Here is a 15,456-nt window from a genome sequence, read left to right as displayed (position 1 = left end):
ACAGCAAACCTCCAATAAAAGTTATCATGTTTTATACGGTCAAAACCGCCGAAAAGATTCACCTTCAGTAAGACCGGGGGAGCTTATTTTTGCTTTCCGAGCTTTTCGATCTGCACCTTTCCGGAGAAGAAAACAGCGCCTCCGCCCATATCCGCCAGCCGATCGGGGGTGAGCGAATTGACCAGCTGTTTTTTATCATCCATGTCGGCCCAAAGACCTTGGCTGACTGCAACGCCGGGAAGGACTTGTTCGCCGACGGAAGCTGTCAATTCACATTCACCGCGGTGGTTCCAAACTCTTACAGTTTCTCCGTCTTCTATGTCTAGGCGGGCAGCATCTTCTGTATGAATAAAAAGCTTTGGCGCCTTTTCCAGTTTTACGTGTTTTTCATTATTCGAAAACGTTGAATTTAAGAAATTATGATTCGGTCCCGGAACAAATAGAAACGGAAAATCGTCATCGCTCTTCAGAGGACTGTGCGTCGGCAACGCCGGATAACCTTCCTGTTTCATCTTTTCAGAATATAATTCAATTTTTCCGCTTGGTGTCTTGAGCTTGCCCGGGAAAAGCGGTTTTTTCCGTTTGGCTCTCATAAAGGAATGGCGTGAGAGCGAATCGTAATCAATATCCTCGATATACGGGTTGTCGGGACAGTCCAGCGCCTGTCTGATTAATTCTTCATCAGAATCCTGAAGCTCCCGCTCGGTAAAGCCCATCGCCCCGGCAAGCAAACGGAACACTTCTGTATTCGATTTGCTGTCTCCATACGGTTCGATCACCGGTTTTTGCAGCTGAATAAAATGATGCCAGTAAGACGTGTAAAAATCCGTACTTTCAAAAGCAGATGCAGCAGGGAGCACAATATCCGCATATTTGGCGGTTTCCGTTAAAAATAAATCATGAACGATTGTAAATAAATCCTCCCGCAGCAGGCCTTTTCTGACTTTATTCGCTTCCGGGGCAACCACTGCGGGATTGGTGCCGTAAATAAACAGGGAGCGCACGGGCGGATTTGTTTCTAAAAGAACGCTTCCGAGCCTGTTCATATTAAATGATCTTGGCTTTCTGCCGTATAGCAGATCAGGACGCTGGAGCGCCTGTCTGTTATAGTTTAATACCGCACTGTTATGTTTGATTGCGCCTCCCCCGGTGTTGAGCCATTGTCCTGTTACAGCCGGAAGACAGGCAACGGTGCGGACGATCATTCCGCCGTTGTCATGATGCTGAATGCCGTTTCCGATCCTGATAAGGGAAGGGGAGGCTTCACCGTACATTCTCGCAAGACGTCTGATATTGTCGGCTTTAACGCCTGTAATAACAGAAACCGTTTCCGGATCATACTGTTTGATATGCGCTTTTAATTCTTCGCTGCCTTCGGTGTATTCTGTGAGAAATGCTTCATCGTGAAGGTTCTCATCGAATAAGACATGCATGATACCGAGAGCGAGTGCGGCATCTGTGCCGGGACGAATGGGAATAAACCAATCGGCAAGCCGGCCGGTTTGATTCTTATGTACATCGATAACGACAATTTTAGCTCCTTTTTTCCGGGCTTTTTGAGCAATCATGACTTGGTGCATATTTGTGCTGACAGCATTGATTCCCCAAAAAATAAAGAGCTTTGCATGGATGGTCTCCTCAGGATCAGTACCCGCGCCTTCTCCCATTGTATAGTTATAGCCTTCAGATCCGGCTTTGCTGCAGATCGTACGTTCAAGATGACTCGCCCCGAGACGATGGAAAAAACGGCGGTCCATTCCCTCTGCAGCCAGTTTTCCCATATTGCCGTAAAAGCTGTACGGAAGAATGCTTTCTGCTCCTTCTTCGGCAATCAGCTCTTTCCAGCGCGCACTGATCGTATTGATCGCTTCCTCCCAAGAAATAGGCGCAAACTTTGCTTCGCCTTTTTCACCAATCCGCTTTAACGGAGCGGTTAACCGCTTCTCATCATAAATGCGCTCAGCCATGTGTCTGACTTTGTTGCATATGTTTCCTGATGTGACAGGGTGATCTGGGTCTCCCTGAATTTTAACGATTTTTCCGTCTTTTTTTGTCACAAGCAAACCGCATTGATCGGGACAGTCCAGTGAGCATACCGACTTAAAGACCCCGTTTGGCTGTTCTGCTGCAGAATTCATAGCCCATTTCTCCTCTTTTTTTATATTGTAAGCATTATAACATTTCAAAATCGAACGTCAATTCTGAAAAAAGTGTTGACATCCAGGAAAGACTTTTCTATGATGGGTTTATTCTTTTAAACAGCCTGACAATTTCATCATTTTATTTTCTATCAAGAGAGGTGGAGGGACTGGCCCTATGAAACCTCGGCAACATTTATTGTGCCAATTCCAGCAAGCGTACGCTTGAAAGATAGGAAAGAATGATCTATACATATTTGTACGCTTCAAGCGGATAAAGACGGTATATGAATCTCTTTCCTTCTTCGGGGAAAGAGATTTTTTTGTGAAAAAATTTATGTGAAAAGGATGTTTTGCACCATGACGGTTGTAATTACCGCACCATATCACGACGAGGGGCTGAAGGAGCTGACAGAGCTGTTCGGCCGGACTGTGCACAGGCCGTGGAAGAAGCACGGCCGGGCTTATCGGGAAGACGAATTAATCCGGATGATCCAAGAGACAAATGCGGCGGGGCTTATTACTGAACTTGATGAGGTATCTGAGCGTGTCATTGACATATTGCCGGATTCCGCTTTTATCGGCGTCTGCAGAGGGATGCCGTCTAATGTGGATATTGAGGCGGCGACTAAAAGAAAGATTCCTGTTTTCTTTACACCGGCCCGAAATGCCCAGGCCGTTGCTGAACTGTTTATCGGAAATGTGATTTCATTTTTGCGTCATACGTATTCTTCCCATCAGTGGCTGAAGGATGGGAAATGGAATGGTGATTATTTGCAGGCTTACGTCAAATTCAGAGGAAATGAGCTGACGGGAAAAACAGTCGGTCTTATCGGTTTCGGAGCTGTTGGACAGAGAATCGCCCGGCTATTGGCCGCCTTTGACTGTAAGGTGCTGTACTATGACCCATTTGTCAATCATGAAAACCGGGAGTATGAAAAAACGACGATGGAACGGGTATTTTCTGAAAGTGATATTGTTTCCGTTCACTTGCCGCGCACAGAAGAAACCATCGGCCTTATCGGCGCCAAGCACTTTCAATTGATGAAACAAGAAGCTGTTTTTGTCAATACGTCAAGAGCGGCGGTAACAGACAGAGAAGAGCTGTTGCGGGTGCTGAAAGAACGGCGGATTAAAGGAGCGATCCTTGATGTATTTTATCACGAACCGCCTGAATCTTCTGATTATGAAATCATTTCTTTGCCGAATGTGTTAGCGACTCCCCATTTAGCGGGGGCACCATTTGAAGTGGAGGATCATCATGTGAGGATTTTAAATGAAGCGCTTTTCAAATGGAAAAAAGATCAAACCTGCTCAATACGTGAACTTTATAACAAAAGAGAACTTGAAACAAAGGGATAGGAAAAGGAGGAAGCTGTAATGGCTGGACAAAAAGGCTACCTTGTATTTGACATCGGGACGGGGAATGCGCGAGTCGCGGTTGTGACTGCCGGCGGCGAAGTGACCGCACTTGAAAGGGAAGACATTGAATATGTGACAGATCCGCTTTATCCAGACGGCCGCTATTTCTCGCCGGAAAGAATATGGACGAAAATCAGCGCGATGGCAAGGACGGTTATTGCCAAAAGTCCTCATATTACATTAATCGGAATTACCTCAACAAGCCAGAGGCAGGGAGTTGTTCTGATCAATAAAGATAAAAAAGCATTTCTCGGTCTGCCCAATATTGATAACAGAGGGCGCGAATGGGAAAGCGGAATTGAGTTAAAAGATGAAGTGCATCAGCAAACCGGACGTCTCCCGAGCGCTTTATTTTCCGCAATGAAACTTGTCGGATTAAAAGAAAGACAGCCGTCATTATGGAAAGAAGTGACGTATATCACGAGCATCAGTGACTGGGTGACATTTGAGCTAAGCGGAATTTTGAGCTATGAGCCGTCACAGGCTGCCGAAACGCTGCTGTTTGACGTAAGGAAAAAAGCGTGGTCAGAAAAATTATGCAATATCTTCGGTGTTCCTTCTTCCATTCTGCCTTCACTCGTCAGATCCGGGACGGTTGTCGGAATGTTAACGTTTAAGAGAGCGGAGGTTCTCGGCCTTCCGGAAAGGGTACCTGTGATTGCAGGCGGAGGAGACACACAGCTTGCCATCAAAAGTGCGGATGCAAAGCCGGGGGATATCGTCATCATATCCGGCACGACAACGCCGATTACAAAGATAACGGCAGAGGCCGGAACTGAAAGTTTAGAGAAAGCATGGCTGAATTGCCACACAGAAGAAGGTCAATGGCTTCTTGAAACAAATCCGGGTGTAACCGGGCTCAATTATCAAAAATTAAAATCCATTTTTTATCCGAATGAATCCTACGGCATCATGGAACGGGAAATTGCAAGGCTGCCGAAATATGATCATGCGTGTGTTTCTGCGTTAGGCTCCTATTTATCGCCTGAGAAAAACGCACTTGCAAAAGGCGGATTTATCTTTGACGCCCCGCTGTCTCAAAATTTAAGCAGAGCGCATTTTGTCAAAGCAGCACTGCTGGAAATTGCTTTTTCAATTAAATGGAACTATGAGGCGTTAACAGAGGTAACTTCCTTTTCACAGAATGATGTGAAAGTATGCGGCGGCGGTTTCCAAAGTGATGCATTGACACAGTTTCTTGCTAACCTTCTGCAAAAGAAGATTTATAAGAGAGAAGGCTTCAGTCAGGCATCCGTGATGGGGGCGGCGGTGATTTGCAACGAGGCTCTCGGTGTGAAAGAAGAGCTTTCGAGTAACACAAAAGTTATTGAACCGGAATCGGATCAGACGGATCTCTTCCTATATGAAGAATGGAAACATACGCAAAGGTTATTTACGCATTTTCAGCCGGCGGTGAAAGCCTGACTCGGGGCTGGGATATATTTCTGAATGAATTAATGACAACATGAAAGTCTGCAGAGGAGGAACAAAAAATGCTTAATAAAATAGGAATTCCGAAACAGCTTACCTGGGGGTTTTTGGGAGTGGTGCTGTTTATGATGGGAGACGGCCTTGAGCAAGGCTGGCTCAGTCCGTTTTTAGTTGAAAACGGCTTGACGGTTCAGCAATCAGCGTCCCTGTTTACGGTTTACGGTATTTCTCTTGCAGCAGCGTCTTGGTTTTCAGGCGTCTGCCTCGAAGCCTTCGGGGCAAAGCGGACGATGTTTATGGGGCTGTTATTTTACGTCATCGGAACAGCCGCGTTTATCGCATACGGATTTGAATATCTTAATTTGCCGGTGATGTATGTCACGTATTTTATTAAAGGGCTGGGGTATCCGCTGTTTGCCTATTCTTTTTTGACTTGGGTGATTTACCGGTCGCCGAAAAACAAGCTCAGTACGGCGGTCGGCTGGTTCTGGATTGCTTATTGCTGCGGCATGTTTGTGTTTGGAGCCTGGTATTCAAGCTGGGCGATCAAATCATTCGGCTATTTGAATACCCTTTGGAGTTCGATTTTCTGGGTATGCCTCGGCGCGTTTTTTGCATTGATTTTAAATAGGGACCGCTTTGAAAAGAAAAAAGCAGATAAGCAGGAAAAGGCGCAGGAATTAATGAAGGGAATCACCATTCTTGCTGAAAATCCGCGTGTGCTCTCAGGGGGTATTATTCGGATCATCAACAGCATCGGAACATACGGATTTCCGGTATTTCTCCCCATGCATATGGCACAGCACGGTATCTCTACAAATGTATGGCTGCAGATATGGGGAACGATTTTTCTAGGCAATATCGTCTTTAACTTAATATTCGGTGCAGTCGGCGATGCATTCGGCTGGAAAAAGACCGTCATGTGGTTCGGAGGAGTGAGCTGCGGCATTTTTACCCTTTTATTATATTACGCTCCTGTTATATCACATGGGAACTTGCTTTTCGTCAGCATTATCGGCTTCATTTGGGGAGGCCTTCTTGCCGGGTTCGTTCCGATTGGAGCCATTGTCCCGACAGCAGCTGGCCAAGATAAGGGGGCGGCCATGTCTGTATTAAATCTGGCTGCCGGCCTGTCAGCGTTTGTCGGCCCGGCGCTGGCTTGGGCATTTATCGGTCTTGTCGGGGTACAGTCAGGAAAATGCGGATTTACAACGCTAAGCCCATTTCCCCGACTATTCCCCCAGTTTTAACAACGTTAAGAAAGTTTCAAGGGTCTTAAAGAATCTAACGAGACCATTTTCTCCGAATTAAAATGGTATTCTCCAAGTAAATTAATATGTTCCCAACCTAGAGGTGACATATGGTGCAATAATTCTTCATTAAAACTACCTGACCGTTTTTGATATTCAACTGCCTTTGTTAGATGTAAAGTATTCCAGATACTGATGGCATTGATAATGATGTTTAAGGCACTGGCTCTTTGCAATTGATGCTGTATGGTTCGTTCCCTAAGCTCTCCTTGTTTTCCGAAGAAAATAGCTCTTGCCAGTCCATTCATGGCTTCTCCTTTATTCAATCCTTTTTGTATTTTTCTTCTTAATGATTCATCCGAAATATAATTCAAAATAAAGATCGTTTTTTCTATTCGGCCCATCTCACGTAAGGCTGTAGCCAAGCTGTTTTGTCTTGAATAAGAACCTAATTTCCCCATAATAAGGGATGCTGAAACTGTTCCTTCCCTTATAGAATGAGCTAATCGCAAAACATCCTCATAATTCTCTTTAATGACCTTTGTATTTATTTGTCCACGTAAAATGACTTCTAATTTTGGATACTCACTTGCCTTATCTATTGTAAATAATTTCGAGTCTGATAAATCTCGTATTCTTGGAGCAAATTTAAATCCTAATAAATGGGTCAGTCCGAATATTTGGTCTGTGTAACCAGCCGTGTCTGTATAATGCTCTACTATATTTAGATCCGTCTCATGGTGTAACAAACCATCCAAAACATGAATCGCATCCCTTGAATTAGTATGAATAATCTTTGTGTAATAAGAAGAAAATTGATCACTTGTAAAACGATAGATGGTGGCTCCTTTTCCAGTTCCATAATGTGGGTTTGCATCTGCATGTAGCGATGAAACGCCTATCTGCATTCTCATACCATCGGACGAGGATGTTGTACCGTCTCCCCAATAGGAGGACAATTGCAATTTGTGATGAAAATTTACTAATACGGCTTGGGCTTTATTCATTGCATCTTCATACATGCGCCATTGTGATACATTGGCCAATTGCTTATATGTAAGTCCGGGTGTTGCTTCAGCCATTTTGCTTAAACCAATATTCATTCCCATTCCTAAAAGAGCAGCCATAATAATAATTGTTTCTTCTTTATCCGGTTTTCGATTATTGGAAGCATGAATAAATTGCTCATGAAATCCTGTTATATAAGCAATATCCATCAGTAAATCGGTTAATTTTATTCTTGGTAGCATCTGATACAGGCTTGCGCTAAATTTTTTTGCTTCTTCTGGAACATCTTTTTCTAAGCGTTCAATTGACAGCTTTCCTTTTTCAAGAGAAACCCCGTCTAACTTGTTGGAATTGGTAGCTAACCACTTTAACCTTTTGTTAAGGCTGCTGGTTCTCTCCGTCATATAATCCTCGAATGATAAACTAACTGATAATCTTGTATTCTCCTTCGTTTGATTCCATGTATCTTCTGAAAACAAATATTCTTCAAAGTCTCTATATTGTCTGCTGCCAACAATGGAAACATCTCCTGCCCTAACATGCTCCCGAAGTTCTGTTAAAACAGCCATTTCATAGTAATGACGATTGATTGTTGTACCATCATCCTCGTATAAATGCTTTTTCCAACGTTTTGAAATAAAATCCACAGGTGAGTTATCAGGCACTTTTCGCTTTCCGGATTCGTTCATTCCACGGATAATCTCAACAGCTTGTAAAAGTGGCTCATTTGCTTTTGTAGAATGAAATTCCAATACCCTTAATAGCGTTGGCGTATATTTTCTAAGTGAATAAAATCGTTTTTGCAGTAAGTCTAAATAATCATAGTCGTCAGGGCGTGCAAGCTCCTGAGCTTCTTCGACCGAAGAGACAAAAGAATTCCATTCGATAACGGATTCTAAAACCTCAAAAACGTCTAATTTTTCCTTTTTTGCTTTGATTAAAGCTTGTCCGATGTTCGTAAAGTGTATAACTTTCTCATTCAGCTTTTTACCGTTTTGTTTCTGAATTTCCTCTTGAGCCTTACGGCCTTTTGATAACAGACTAAGTATTTGTCTATCATGAATTTCAAAAGCTTTATCCGTTAACTCTTGAGTAAGATGTAATAAATAGACGGTTAATATCGAATATCGCTTATTTTCTTGAAAGTCACGGAATGCATATGGCTCATATCTTGAGCCTAAGCGAGATAGTTGAAACAGGCGATTGCGATGCAAATGACTAATTTGTACCGTTTCTAATTCCATTCCTCGTATGTATTCGAGTCGTTCTATTACTTTTAGAAATGTTTCGGGTGAAGGATGACCCGGCGGTTCCTTTAACCAACCCAATATCGTTTTATTGGATTCGGATGGATGCTGCGAAGTAATGATCTCTTCAAGCTTTCCTTTTTGTTCATTTGTAAGAGATTGACTAACAGTATTAAACAGTTTCTTTTCAGCCATTGCCCTTGCCTCCCACACCATTCTTTCAAGTGTAGTAATAGCAGGCAGTATGATTTTGTTTTTTCTTAGAAAATCTATACATTCATGTAGTAGATGTATGGCATCGCCATTTTCAAAAGCTAATTGATGAAGATGCTTAAATGCTATTCGATATTCTCTTAGAGTAAAAGTTACAAAGTCGTATTCACTTCGAAGTTCTTCCAAATGATCCCAAAGTGTATTTTCTCTTTGAGGATAAAGACTAATCGAAGATGGAGTGGCACCGATTTGTTTCGATATATAATGTATGACTGATTCCGGGATGCTTTTGATATGAGTGTATGGCCAACCGGGATACCGAAGAACAGCTAATTGAACAGCAAACCCTAAACGGTTTTCTTCTCTCCTTCGCTTATTAACTATTTCTAAATCCCGTTTGGAAAAAGTGAAGTAGGTCCCCAATATCCATTCATCTTCAGGGATTTGCATAAAATCCTGCCTCTGTTCCAGTGTAAGCAATTCTCTACCTCTCGCAATTTTCATTCAGTATCATCCCATTTCCATAATTATTCAGTTAATTAGTTCAATTATATATCAATAGAGTGTACTCTATTGATACAAGTATAGTAGACTGATAAAATCATAGTTAAGAGTGTCTCATAAGACTTGTCTCAAAAACGAGGTGAAATTTTGCAGAAAATCGGTTATGTACGCGTCAGTTCGACTAGCCAAAATCCTTCAAGGCAATTTCGGCAATTGAACGAAATTGGAATGGATATTATTTATGAAGAAAAAATTTCAGGAGCCACAAAAGATCGTGAACAACTTCAAAAAATGTTAGAGGATTTACAGGAAGGTGACATTATTTATGTTACAGATTTAACTCGGATCACTCGAAGTACGCAAGATTTATTTGAATTGATTGATTTAATACGAAATAAAAAGGCAAGCTTAAAATCACTTAAGGATACATGGCTAGATTTATCAGAAGATAATCCATATAGCCAATTCTTAATTACGGTAATGGCTGGTGTTAACCAATTAGAGCGAGACCTTATTCGTATGCGTCAGCGTGAAGGAATTGAGCTCGCAAAGAAAGAAGGGAAGTTTAAAGGACGGTTAAAGAAATATCATAAAAATCACGCAGGAATGAATTATGCAGTAAAGCTATATAAAGAAGGAAATATGACTGTAAATCAAATTTGTGAAATTACAAATGTATCTAGAGCTTCTTTATATAGAAAGCTATCGGAAGGAAAAAAATAAGCATTCATTACTTATATTAAAAATTTCCGGGGATTGTGAAACAACGTACCTAACCAAGCAGGCTATTTCTATAAGGAAGTATCAATATTTGTTTATCTAACTAGGCACGATCATCAAAGGGTTCCGAGTACATTTTAACGGAGATATACGCTAAACTCAGATTTAAAGCAAGGCTGTATTTTTCGAGAACACTTTTAAAAAACAACCTTAGTCACAAAGGAAGGTTGTTTTTATAAAGTCATGGTCTAATTAAAACAATTGCTGTCCCAAGAGCATACTTGAGACTGTAAAGGCACCAGCAGGTGGTAAAACATTAGTATATATGGGAGGTCCCAAACGGGTTGTAAAGGTTGTAGCAATCCAATTTCCGTATTCACCAGCCAGCAAAGAGGGAGGTTTCATTATAAACCGTCCACTTAAAATGAAATGCCGAATGCTTATAGCGGTCTCATCAATTATTGTCAAGTTGCCAAAAAAGGAGGCATATGGTGAATCGAAACTTATTTGTTTAGCGCTTTCGTCCCAATACCCATTAATCGGAATAGGTATACCACGAAAATTAACTGTACCTACTACTTTGTTGTCTACAATGGAATCAATGGTAAGTATACCTCTAATAATGGATCTCCCCGCAATAGAAGCATCAATCCCCCATACGGATGGAAAGGGGATACTAACTTTGGCTGTCTTTGGAATTTTCAAAATTAACCTCTCCTTGATTATTTTATGTATGGATTGAGTTGTATTTAATCATAATCCTGTAGTAATGATACAGTATATGCACAGAGAATCACTTAGGTGTTTTGTTAAGAAAGAAGCATCAATAATCAATCAGCCTACTGTCTAGATGAACAAGAGTTTGCCTGACCCACGAAAAATATGGAACATTAATTGCTGCTCATACATATGGTCTCTACCAGTTTGAAACAATTATGTATCCAATTTTTTTATCAATTCTATTAGATAGCATACTAATATTTACTTTCTGTTTTTTGTTGTCTTGCCTTCCAGAATATAAAAGAATTTTTCCCTTTCACATCTTCAACTTTTAATTTGACAATGTCACCTACCTGTAATTCTGTATTAATCCCCATCAAATATAGCTATACATCTCTTTCGCCCAATCTCGGATTTTTGGTTTCCTTTTTTTCTCCCAGTTTAATCCCAAGTTTTATTTCTTCAATGTCCTTTTTTGGTTTTAACGTTAAACGTTGAAAGGATTTCCTTTTTTGTTTTGTTGTCATTTTTTCACCTTCTAAAATGTATGAAAAATTTGATGTTTAATAACAAAACAGTTCCTTTTTATGTATTAGACAAACCTTAATACGGCGACAAATGCATGCGTTTATCTTTGTTATTACATTTTCAATGTTAAATACCCATAAATAGGATGATTAAGAGGGAGAAACTCTTAAAACTTTGGGACAATATCCGAAAAATGGGAAAAATATTAGTCCTTTCAGGAAATACAATCATCTTATTTTATAAAGGTAGGGGTGTAAAAGAAATTGAAGTTGAGAAAAGAAAAAATGAAAAGTTATAAGAGCTATTGCTGTCAACGAGAAATAGAAGAAATGATGGGGATATGGAAAAGGGGTTATTATCGAAAAAATGGAGCTATACGTCAAAAATAATTTAGATTTAAATTTCCCAAAAATCATTGAATAAAAAATTCTCCATAAAGCAAAATAAAAGAGTAAAAAAAAATTCAAGAAGGAGGAAATTATCATGACAGTAATAAATGACGTTAAAACAGCTCTAGCAGGATTGAAAAGTGCTCAAGCAAGTTTTGAAACATTTGCTCTTAGTACAGATAATCAACAAGCTAAGCAACTTTACCAAGATGCAGCTAAGCAAACCCAATCCGTTGTAGACAGCATTGAACCACGTGTTCAACAAATCGAACAAGAAGAACCTCAATACAAACAACAGTAATTAGTAAGGCGAAAAAAGGTTGGCCTCTTAACCAACCTTTTTCAGCTGTTCAAATAATGGAAAAACATGGAGGTGATTTTTTTGAAAGATAAAATAACCACATTGAAAAACCTACTTTTTATTATAATGGTCATTGGTTTCGCATCAGGATGTAATGGTAATCAAAATGAATTTATTCAAGGTAATAGTACTTTTGGTATTTCGCAAGTACATACAAGTAAGCCAATTGATCAATCCGTTGCCAATCATGCGAAAGAAAAGATAATTGCCAAGGAAGATATTACAGACGTAAAAGCTGTGAATACTGATAAAGAGCTTATGGCAGCGATTAAAGTTGAGAATTTTGATCGATTTCGATTAAAGAGTATCGAGAAGTCAGTAAAATCCGACTTAGAAAAAAAATATCCCGACTATAAAGTTTTTGTTTCGACTGATAAAAAAATATTCTGGGAACTTGAAAAGGTCGAGCAAAGACTGAAAAAAAACGATATGAATAAGAAGAACTTAAAAAATGATTTGAACAAACTGAAAAGTCTTATGAAGGAACAAACCTAAAGAGGAAGGATCGAGTTATGTCTAACAATCAAAAGAAACAACTTACTCCTGTGCAACAGGAATATCAAAAATTGCAAAAACAACGAGAGATCAAAAGACCGGTTGTTAAAAATTGTATTAAGGCCTTTTTAATCGGTGGACTTATTTGTTTGATTGGTCAGCTTATTTCAGACTTTTACATTTATTATTTCGATTTTACTGAGCAAACGGCCGGAAATCCGACGGTGGGTACGTTAATTTTTATTACAATGCTTCTTACTGGTTTTGGCGTATATGATCGAATGGCCCAATTTGGTGGGGCTGGAACAGCTGTACCTGTAACAGGTTTTGGCAATGCGGTTATATCGCCTGCCATTGAGCATCGAAGCGAAGGATTTGTACTGGGCGTAGGTGGCAACATATTTAAATTAGCGGGGGCGGTTATTTTATTTGGTGTTTTTTCTGCTTTTGTCATTGCCTTAATTAAAACCACTTTAATCCAGTGGGGTGGTTTATAATGCTAGCAGGTCATCGTACATGGATCTTCGAACAAAAGCCTGTCATTATCTCCACTGGAACCGTTGGTGGACCATTTGAAGCCAATGGTGCTATCCCAGATGATTTCGATACTCTTCATGCTGATTTATGGCTTGGGCAGGATTCCTATGAGAAAGCACATAAAATCCTTTTTGAAGAGGCTTGCCAAAAAGCCATGGAAAAAGGGGGCATACAAAAGGATCAAGTTCAATTTATCCTAGCTGGGGACTTAATCAATCAAATCACCCCAACAAGTTTCGCTAGCAGAACGATTGGAGCGCCTTATTTTGGCTTATTCGGTGCTTGCTCTACCTCGATGGAAGGACTGGCTCTAGGTGCTTATATTGTAAATACAAAAGGAGCGAAATATTTGTTAACAGGAGCTTCCAGTCATGATACAGCTGTTGAAAAACAATTTCGGTATCCAACTGAGTATGGTGGACAAAAGCCACCTACGGCACAATGGACGGTTACTGGTGCAGGTGCAGCCCTATTAAGTGATTCTGGGGAAGGACCTCATGTCACATCTGCCACAATTGGTCGTGTAATCGATATGGGATTGACAGATCCATTTAACATGGGAGGAGCTATGGCGCCAGCTGCGGTTGATACCATTGAAGCCCATTTAAAGGAACGAAATGTTGAGCCATCTTATTACGATTTAATTGTAACCGGTGACCTTGGCCAAATCGGACAGGAAGTGTCCATGGATCTATTTAAAAAGCATGGAACTCCTATTAGTGAAGAACAATACCAAGATTGTGGCCTTATGATTTATCGGGAAGGACAACCCGTTCTTGCAGGGGCAAGCGGTGCAGGCTGTTCAGCAACGGTAGTTTATGGGCATTTATTAAACCGCATGAAAAATGGTGAATTTAAACGCATGTTAGTTGTGGCTACAGGTGCTTTGCTTTCACCGTTGTCCTTTCAGCAAAATGAAACAATTCCTTGTATCGCCCATGCAGTGTCAATTGAATACGGAGGTGAACAATTAACATGATCTATTTTTGGGCTTTTGTCGTAGGCGGTTTAATTTGTATCATTGGGCAAATTATGTTTGATGTATTTAAATTGACACCAGGTCATACCTTAAGTGCTCTTGTAGTGATTGGGGCGCTTTTAGATGGATTTGGACTATACGAGCCTTTGATTGATTTTGCTGGGGCAGGGGCTACCGTTCCGATTACAAATTTTGGGAATTCGCTTGTTCATGGTGCGATGCAGGAAGCAGAAAAACATGGGTTAGTTGGTGTACTGACAGGAATGTTTGAAGTAACTAGTTCTGGTATTTCAGCTGCCATTGTTTTCGGCATGATAGGAGCTTTAATTTTTAAGCCAAAAGGATAAGGAGAATTAGGATGACAGTAGGATCAGATGTTAAACAGTGTTTTGCCAGTCTAAAAGGGGTAGAAGCAAGTCTCTCAAGTTTAGCATTACGGACTCTTGATGATGAATCGAAGCGAACTTTGCATGAGGCTATGATGGTAGTACACGAAGTAACAAAAGATTTAAAAAAAAGAGTAGGAGAACTAGAAGGAGAGGAACTTCAGTACAAAGGTTTCTAGAAAAACTATATTTACAGGAGGTGTAAGCAGTGCCTGAATGGTTAGATGTAGCTGTACGCTCAGCATTATTTGTTGCTCTTTTACTTTTCATTACAAAATGGTTAGGGAAAAAGCAAATTTCCGAACTAACTTTCTTTGAATATGTCACCGGTATTTCTATTGGGAATATTGGTGCAGAAGTGGCTATAGGACTTGAACGGAACATTTTTCACGGAATTATTGGAATTGTCATTTTTGCGGTTATTCCCTTTTTCGCTGGTTTAATTTCATTAAAAAGTAAACGTTTTCGCAATTTTATAGAAGGAAAAGCAACTGTATTTATCAAAGATGGGAAGATTATGGAAGATAATTTAAAAAAGGAAAGATATACGACAGATGAACTGTTAGATCTCCTTCGCAAGAAGGATGTCTTTCAAGTCTCTGATGTAGAATTTGCTGTTTTAGAGGCAACAGGTGATTTATCTGTGATGCTAAAGAAAGAAAATCAACCTTTAACAGCAAAGGATATAAACTTGAAGGTTGCTTCAATCAAGGAGCCTCAGACCATTATTATGGATGGTACAATAATGGATGAACCACTAGCCACGATTGGACGAAGTCGGGCTTGGCTACAAACTGAATTAGAAAAACTAGGGGTAACGATTGAAAATGTATTTCTGGGACAGGTTAATTCTTACGGAGAGTTAACGATTGATCTGTTTGACGATAAATTACAAGTCGCACCCCCACAAGAAAGACCCTTAATTCTTTCAACCTTGAAAAAATGTCAAGCAGACTTAGAACTATTTGCTCTTGGAACGGAATCAAAAGACGCCAAACAAATGTATAGGTTAAACAGTGAAAAATTACAAGAAGCCATTGATAAAGTGACCCCTATTTTAAAAGGATAAGGATTTAGCTTAGATTCATACATGACGAAAAAAAGATACCATTTTTAATTGAAATAAGT

General features: G+C 40.3%; 14 protein-coding genes, 1 pseudogene and 1 riboswitch. Of the genes and pseudogenes, 11 read left to right on the top strand and 4 right to left on the bottom strand.

Features of this window, described 5'->3' with window-relative positions; translation table 11 throughout:
* Positions 1–83: 83 nt before the first annotated feature.
* The gene (locus ACW5MY_RS09515) at positions 84–2,138 is read right to left on the bottom strand and encodes a molybdopterin oxidoreductase family protein (protein ID WP_013352498.1); all 2,055 of its coding nucleotides are present in this window, start codon (positions 2,136–2,138) and stop codon (positions 84–86) included.
* Positions 2,139–2,284: 146 nt separating this feature from the next.
* Positions 2,285–2,377, top strand: a riboswitch (SAM riboswitch).
* A gap of 121 nt (positions 2,378–2,498) precedes the next feature.
* On the opposite strand from ACW5MY_RS09515, the gene ACW5MY_RS09510 reads away from it, so the two are divergent.
* The 3 genes and pseudogenes from ACW5MY_RS09510 to ACW5MY_RS09500 form a co-directional block, all read left to right on the top strand.
* Positions 2,499–3,500: a 2-hydroxyacid dehydrogenase gene (locus ACW5MY_RS09510; protein ID WP_014471890.1), complete on the top strand. Its 1,002-nt coding sequence runs from the start codon at positions 2,499–2,501 to the stop codon at positions 3,498–3,500.
* Positions 3,501–3,518: 18 nt separating this feature from the next.
* Positions 3,519–4,985 carry an FGGY-family carbohydrate kinase gene (locus ACW5MY_RS09505; RefSeq protein ID WP_289394422.1) on the top strand — a complete coding sequence of 489 codons (1,467 nt, stop codon included), beginning with the start codon at positions 3,519–3,521 and terminating at the stop codon, positions 4,983–4,985.
* Between the two features lie 68 nt (positions 4,986–5,053).
* Positions 5,054–6,181: pseudogene (locus ACW5MY_RS09500) on the top strand (RbtT/DalT/CsbX family MFS transporter); the annotation flags it as partial.
* A 65-nt stretch (positions 6,182–6,246) separates the two neighbouring features.
* Here the strand turns inward: ACW5MY_RS09500 and ACW5MY_RS09495 are convergent.
* A complete protein-coding gene (locus tag ACW5MY_RS09495) occupies positions 6,247–9,213 on the bottom strand; it encodes a Tn3 family transposase (RefSeq protein WP_289394043.1) in 2,967 nt (988 codons plus the stop codon).
* Positions 9,214–9,360: 147 nt separating this feature from the next.
* On the opposite strand from ACW5MY_RS09495, the gene ACW5MY_RS09490 reads away from it, so the two are divergent.
* Positions 9,361–9,936 (top strand): recombinase family protein, encoded by a 576-nt coding sequence (locus tag ACW5MY_RS09490; RefSeq protein ID WP_001169292.1) that lies wholly within the window; start codon positions 9,361–9,363, stop codon positions 9,934–9,936.
* Between the two features lie 249 nt (positions 9,937–10,185).
* On the opposite strand, the gene ACW5MY_RS09485 is transcribed toward ACW5MY_RS09490, so the two are convergent.
* Entirely contained in the window at positions 10,186–10,638 is a 453-nt protein-coding gene (locus ACW5MY_RS09485; protein WP_041481646.1) for a hypothetical protein, read from the bottom strand.
* A 401-nt stretch (positions 10,639–11,039) separates the two neighbouring features.
* Positions 11,040–11,180 carry a hypothetical protein gene (locus ACW5MY_RS09480; RefSeq protein WP_013354185.1) on the bottom strand — a complete coding sequence of 47 codons (141 nt, stop codon included), beginning with the start codon at positions 11,178–11,180 and terminating at the stop codon, positions 11,040–11,042.
* Between the two features lie 484 nt (positions 11,181–11,664).
* Between ACW5MY_RS09480 and ACW5MY_RS09475 the strand changes: the two genes are divergently transcribed.
* From ACW5MY_RS09475 to ACW5MY_RS09445, 7 genes are all read left to right on the top strand, one after another.
* Positions 11,665–11,871, top strand: a complete 207-nt coding sequence (locus ACW5MY_RS09475) for a DUF1657 domain-containing protein (RefSeq protein WP_013352384.1) — start codon at positions 11,665–11,667, stop codon at positions 11,869–11,871.
* A gap of 81 nt (positions 11,872–11,952) precedes the next feature.
* Positions 11,953–12,426 carry a YhcN/YlaJ family sporulation lipoprotein gene (locus ACW5MY_RS09470; RefSeq protein WP_009336487.1) on the top strand — a complete coding sequence of 158 codons (474 nt, stop codon included), beginning with the start codon at positions 11,953–11,955 and terminating at the stop codon, positions 12,424–12,426.
* Positions 12,427–12,443: 17 nt separating this feature from the next.
* Positions 12,444–12,923, top strand: a complete 480-nt coding sequence (gene spoVAC / locus ACW5MY_RS09465) for a stage V sporulation protein AC (protein ID WP_013352385.1) — start codon at positions 12,444–12,446, stop codon at positions 12,921–12,923.
* Positions 12,923–13,942: a stage V sporulation protein AD gene (gene spoVAD / locus ACW5MY_RS09460; RefSeq protein ID WP_013352386.1), complete on the top strand. Its 1,020-nt coding sequence runs from the start codon at positions 12,923–12,925 to the stop codon at positions 13,940–13,942. The genes spoVAC and spoVAD overlap by 1 nt, the downstream gene beginning before the upstream one ends.
* On the top strand, positions 13,939–14,289 hold the full coding sequence (gene spoVAE, locus ACW5MY_RS09455; protein ID WP_013352387.1) for a stage V sporulation protein AE: 351 nt from the start codon (positions 13,939–13,941) through the stop codon (positions 14,287–14,289). The genes spoVAD and spoVAE overlap by 4 nt, the downstream gene beginning before the upstream one ends.
* An 11-nt stretch (positions 14,290–14,300) precedes the next feature.
* Positions 14,301–14,507 (top strand): DUF1657 domain-containing protein, encoded by a 207-nt coding sequence (locus tag ACW5MY_RS09450; RefSeq protein WP_009336483.1) that lies wholly within the window; start codon positions 14,301–14,303, stop codon positions 14,505–14,507.
* Positions 14,508–14,536: 29 nt separating this feature from the next.
* Positions 14,537–15,397: a DUF421 domain-containing protein gene (locus ACW5MY_RS09445; RefSeq protein WP_061573669.1), complete on the top strand. Its 861-nt coding sequence runs from the start codon at positions 14,537–14,539 to the stop codon at positions 15,395–15,397.
* The last annotated feature ends 59 nt before the right edge of the window (positions 15,398–15,456 follow it).

This window comes from Bacillus sp. Bwzl_19, from assembly GCF_054900515.1.
This window is presented reverse-complemented; position numbering and strand designations above follow the sequence as displayed.

What these genes read in the sequence shown, in the direction of transcription:
- spoVAE (WP_013352387.1), top strand. Translation starts at nt 13,939, where the DNA reads ATGATCTATTTTTGGGCTTTTGTCGTAGGCGGTTTAATTTGTATCATT.
- spoVAC (WP_013352385.1), top strand. Translation starts at nt 12,444, where the DNA reads ATGTCTAACAATCAAAAGAAACAACTTACTCCTGTGCAACAGGAATAT.
- ACW5MY_RS09505 (WP_289394422.1), top strand. Translation starts at nt 3,519, where the DNA reads ATGGCTGGACAAAAAGGCTACCTTGTATTTGACATCGGGACGGGGAAT.
- ACW5MY_RS09450 (WP_009336483.1), top strand. Translation starts at nt 14,301, where the DNA reads ATGACAGTAGGATCAGATGTTAAACAGTGTTTTGCCAGTCTAAAAGGG.
- ACW5MY_RS09480 (WP_013354185.1), bottom strand. Translation starts at nt 11,180, where the DNA reads ATGACAACAAAACAAAAAAGGAAATCCTTTCAACGTTTAACGTTAAAA.
- ACW5MY_RS09510 (WP_014471890.1), top strand. Translation starts at nt 2,499, where the DNA reads ATGACGGTTGTAATTACCGCACCATATCACGACGAGGGGCTGAAGGAG.
- ACW5MY_RS09475 (WP_013352384.1), top strand. Translation starts at nt 11,665, where the DNA reads ATGACAGTAATAAATGACGTTAAAACAGCTCTAGCAGGATTGAAAAGT.
- ACW5MY_RS09495 (WP_289394043.1), bottom strand. Translation starts at nt 9,213, where the DNA reads ATGAAAATTGCGAGAGGTAGAGAATTGCTTACACTGGAACAGAGGCAG.
- spoVAD (WP_013352386.1), top strand. Translation starts at nt 12,923, where the DNA reads ATGCTAGCAGGTCATCGTACATGGATCTTCGAACAAAAGCCTGTCATT.
- ACW5MY_RS09515 (WP_013352498.1), bottom strand. Translation starts at nt 2,138, where the DNA reads ATGAATTCTGCAGCAGAACAGCCAAACGGGGTCTTTAAGTCGGTATGC.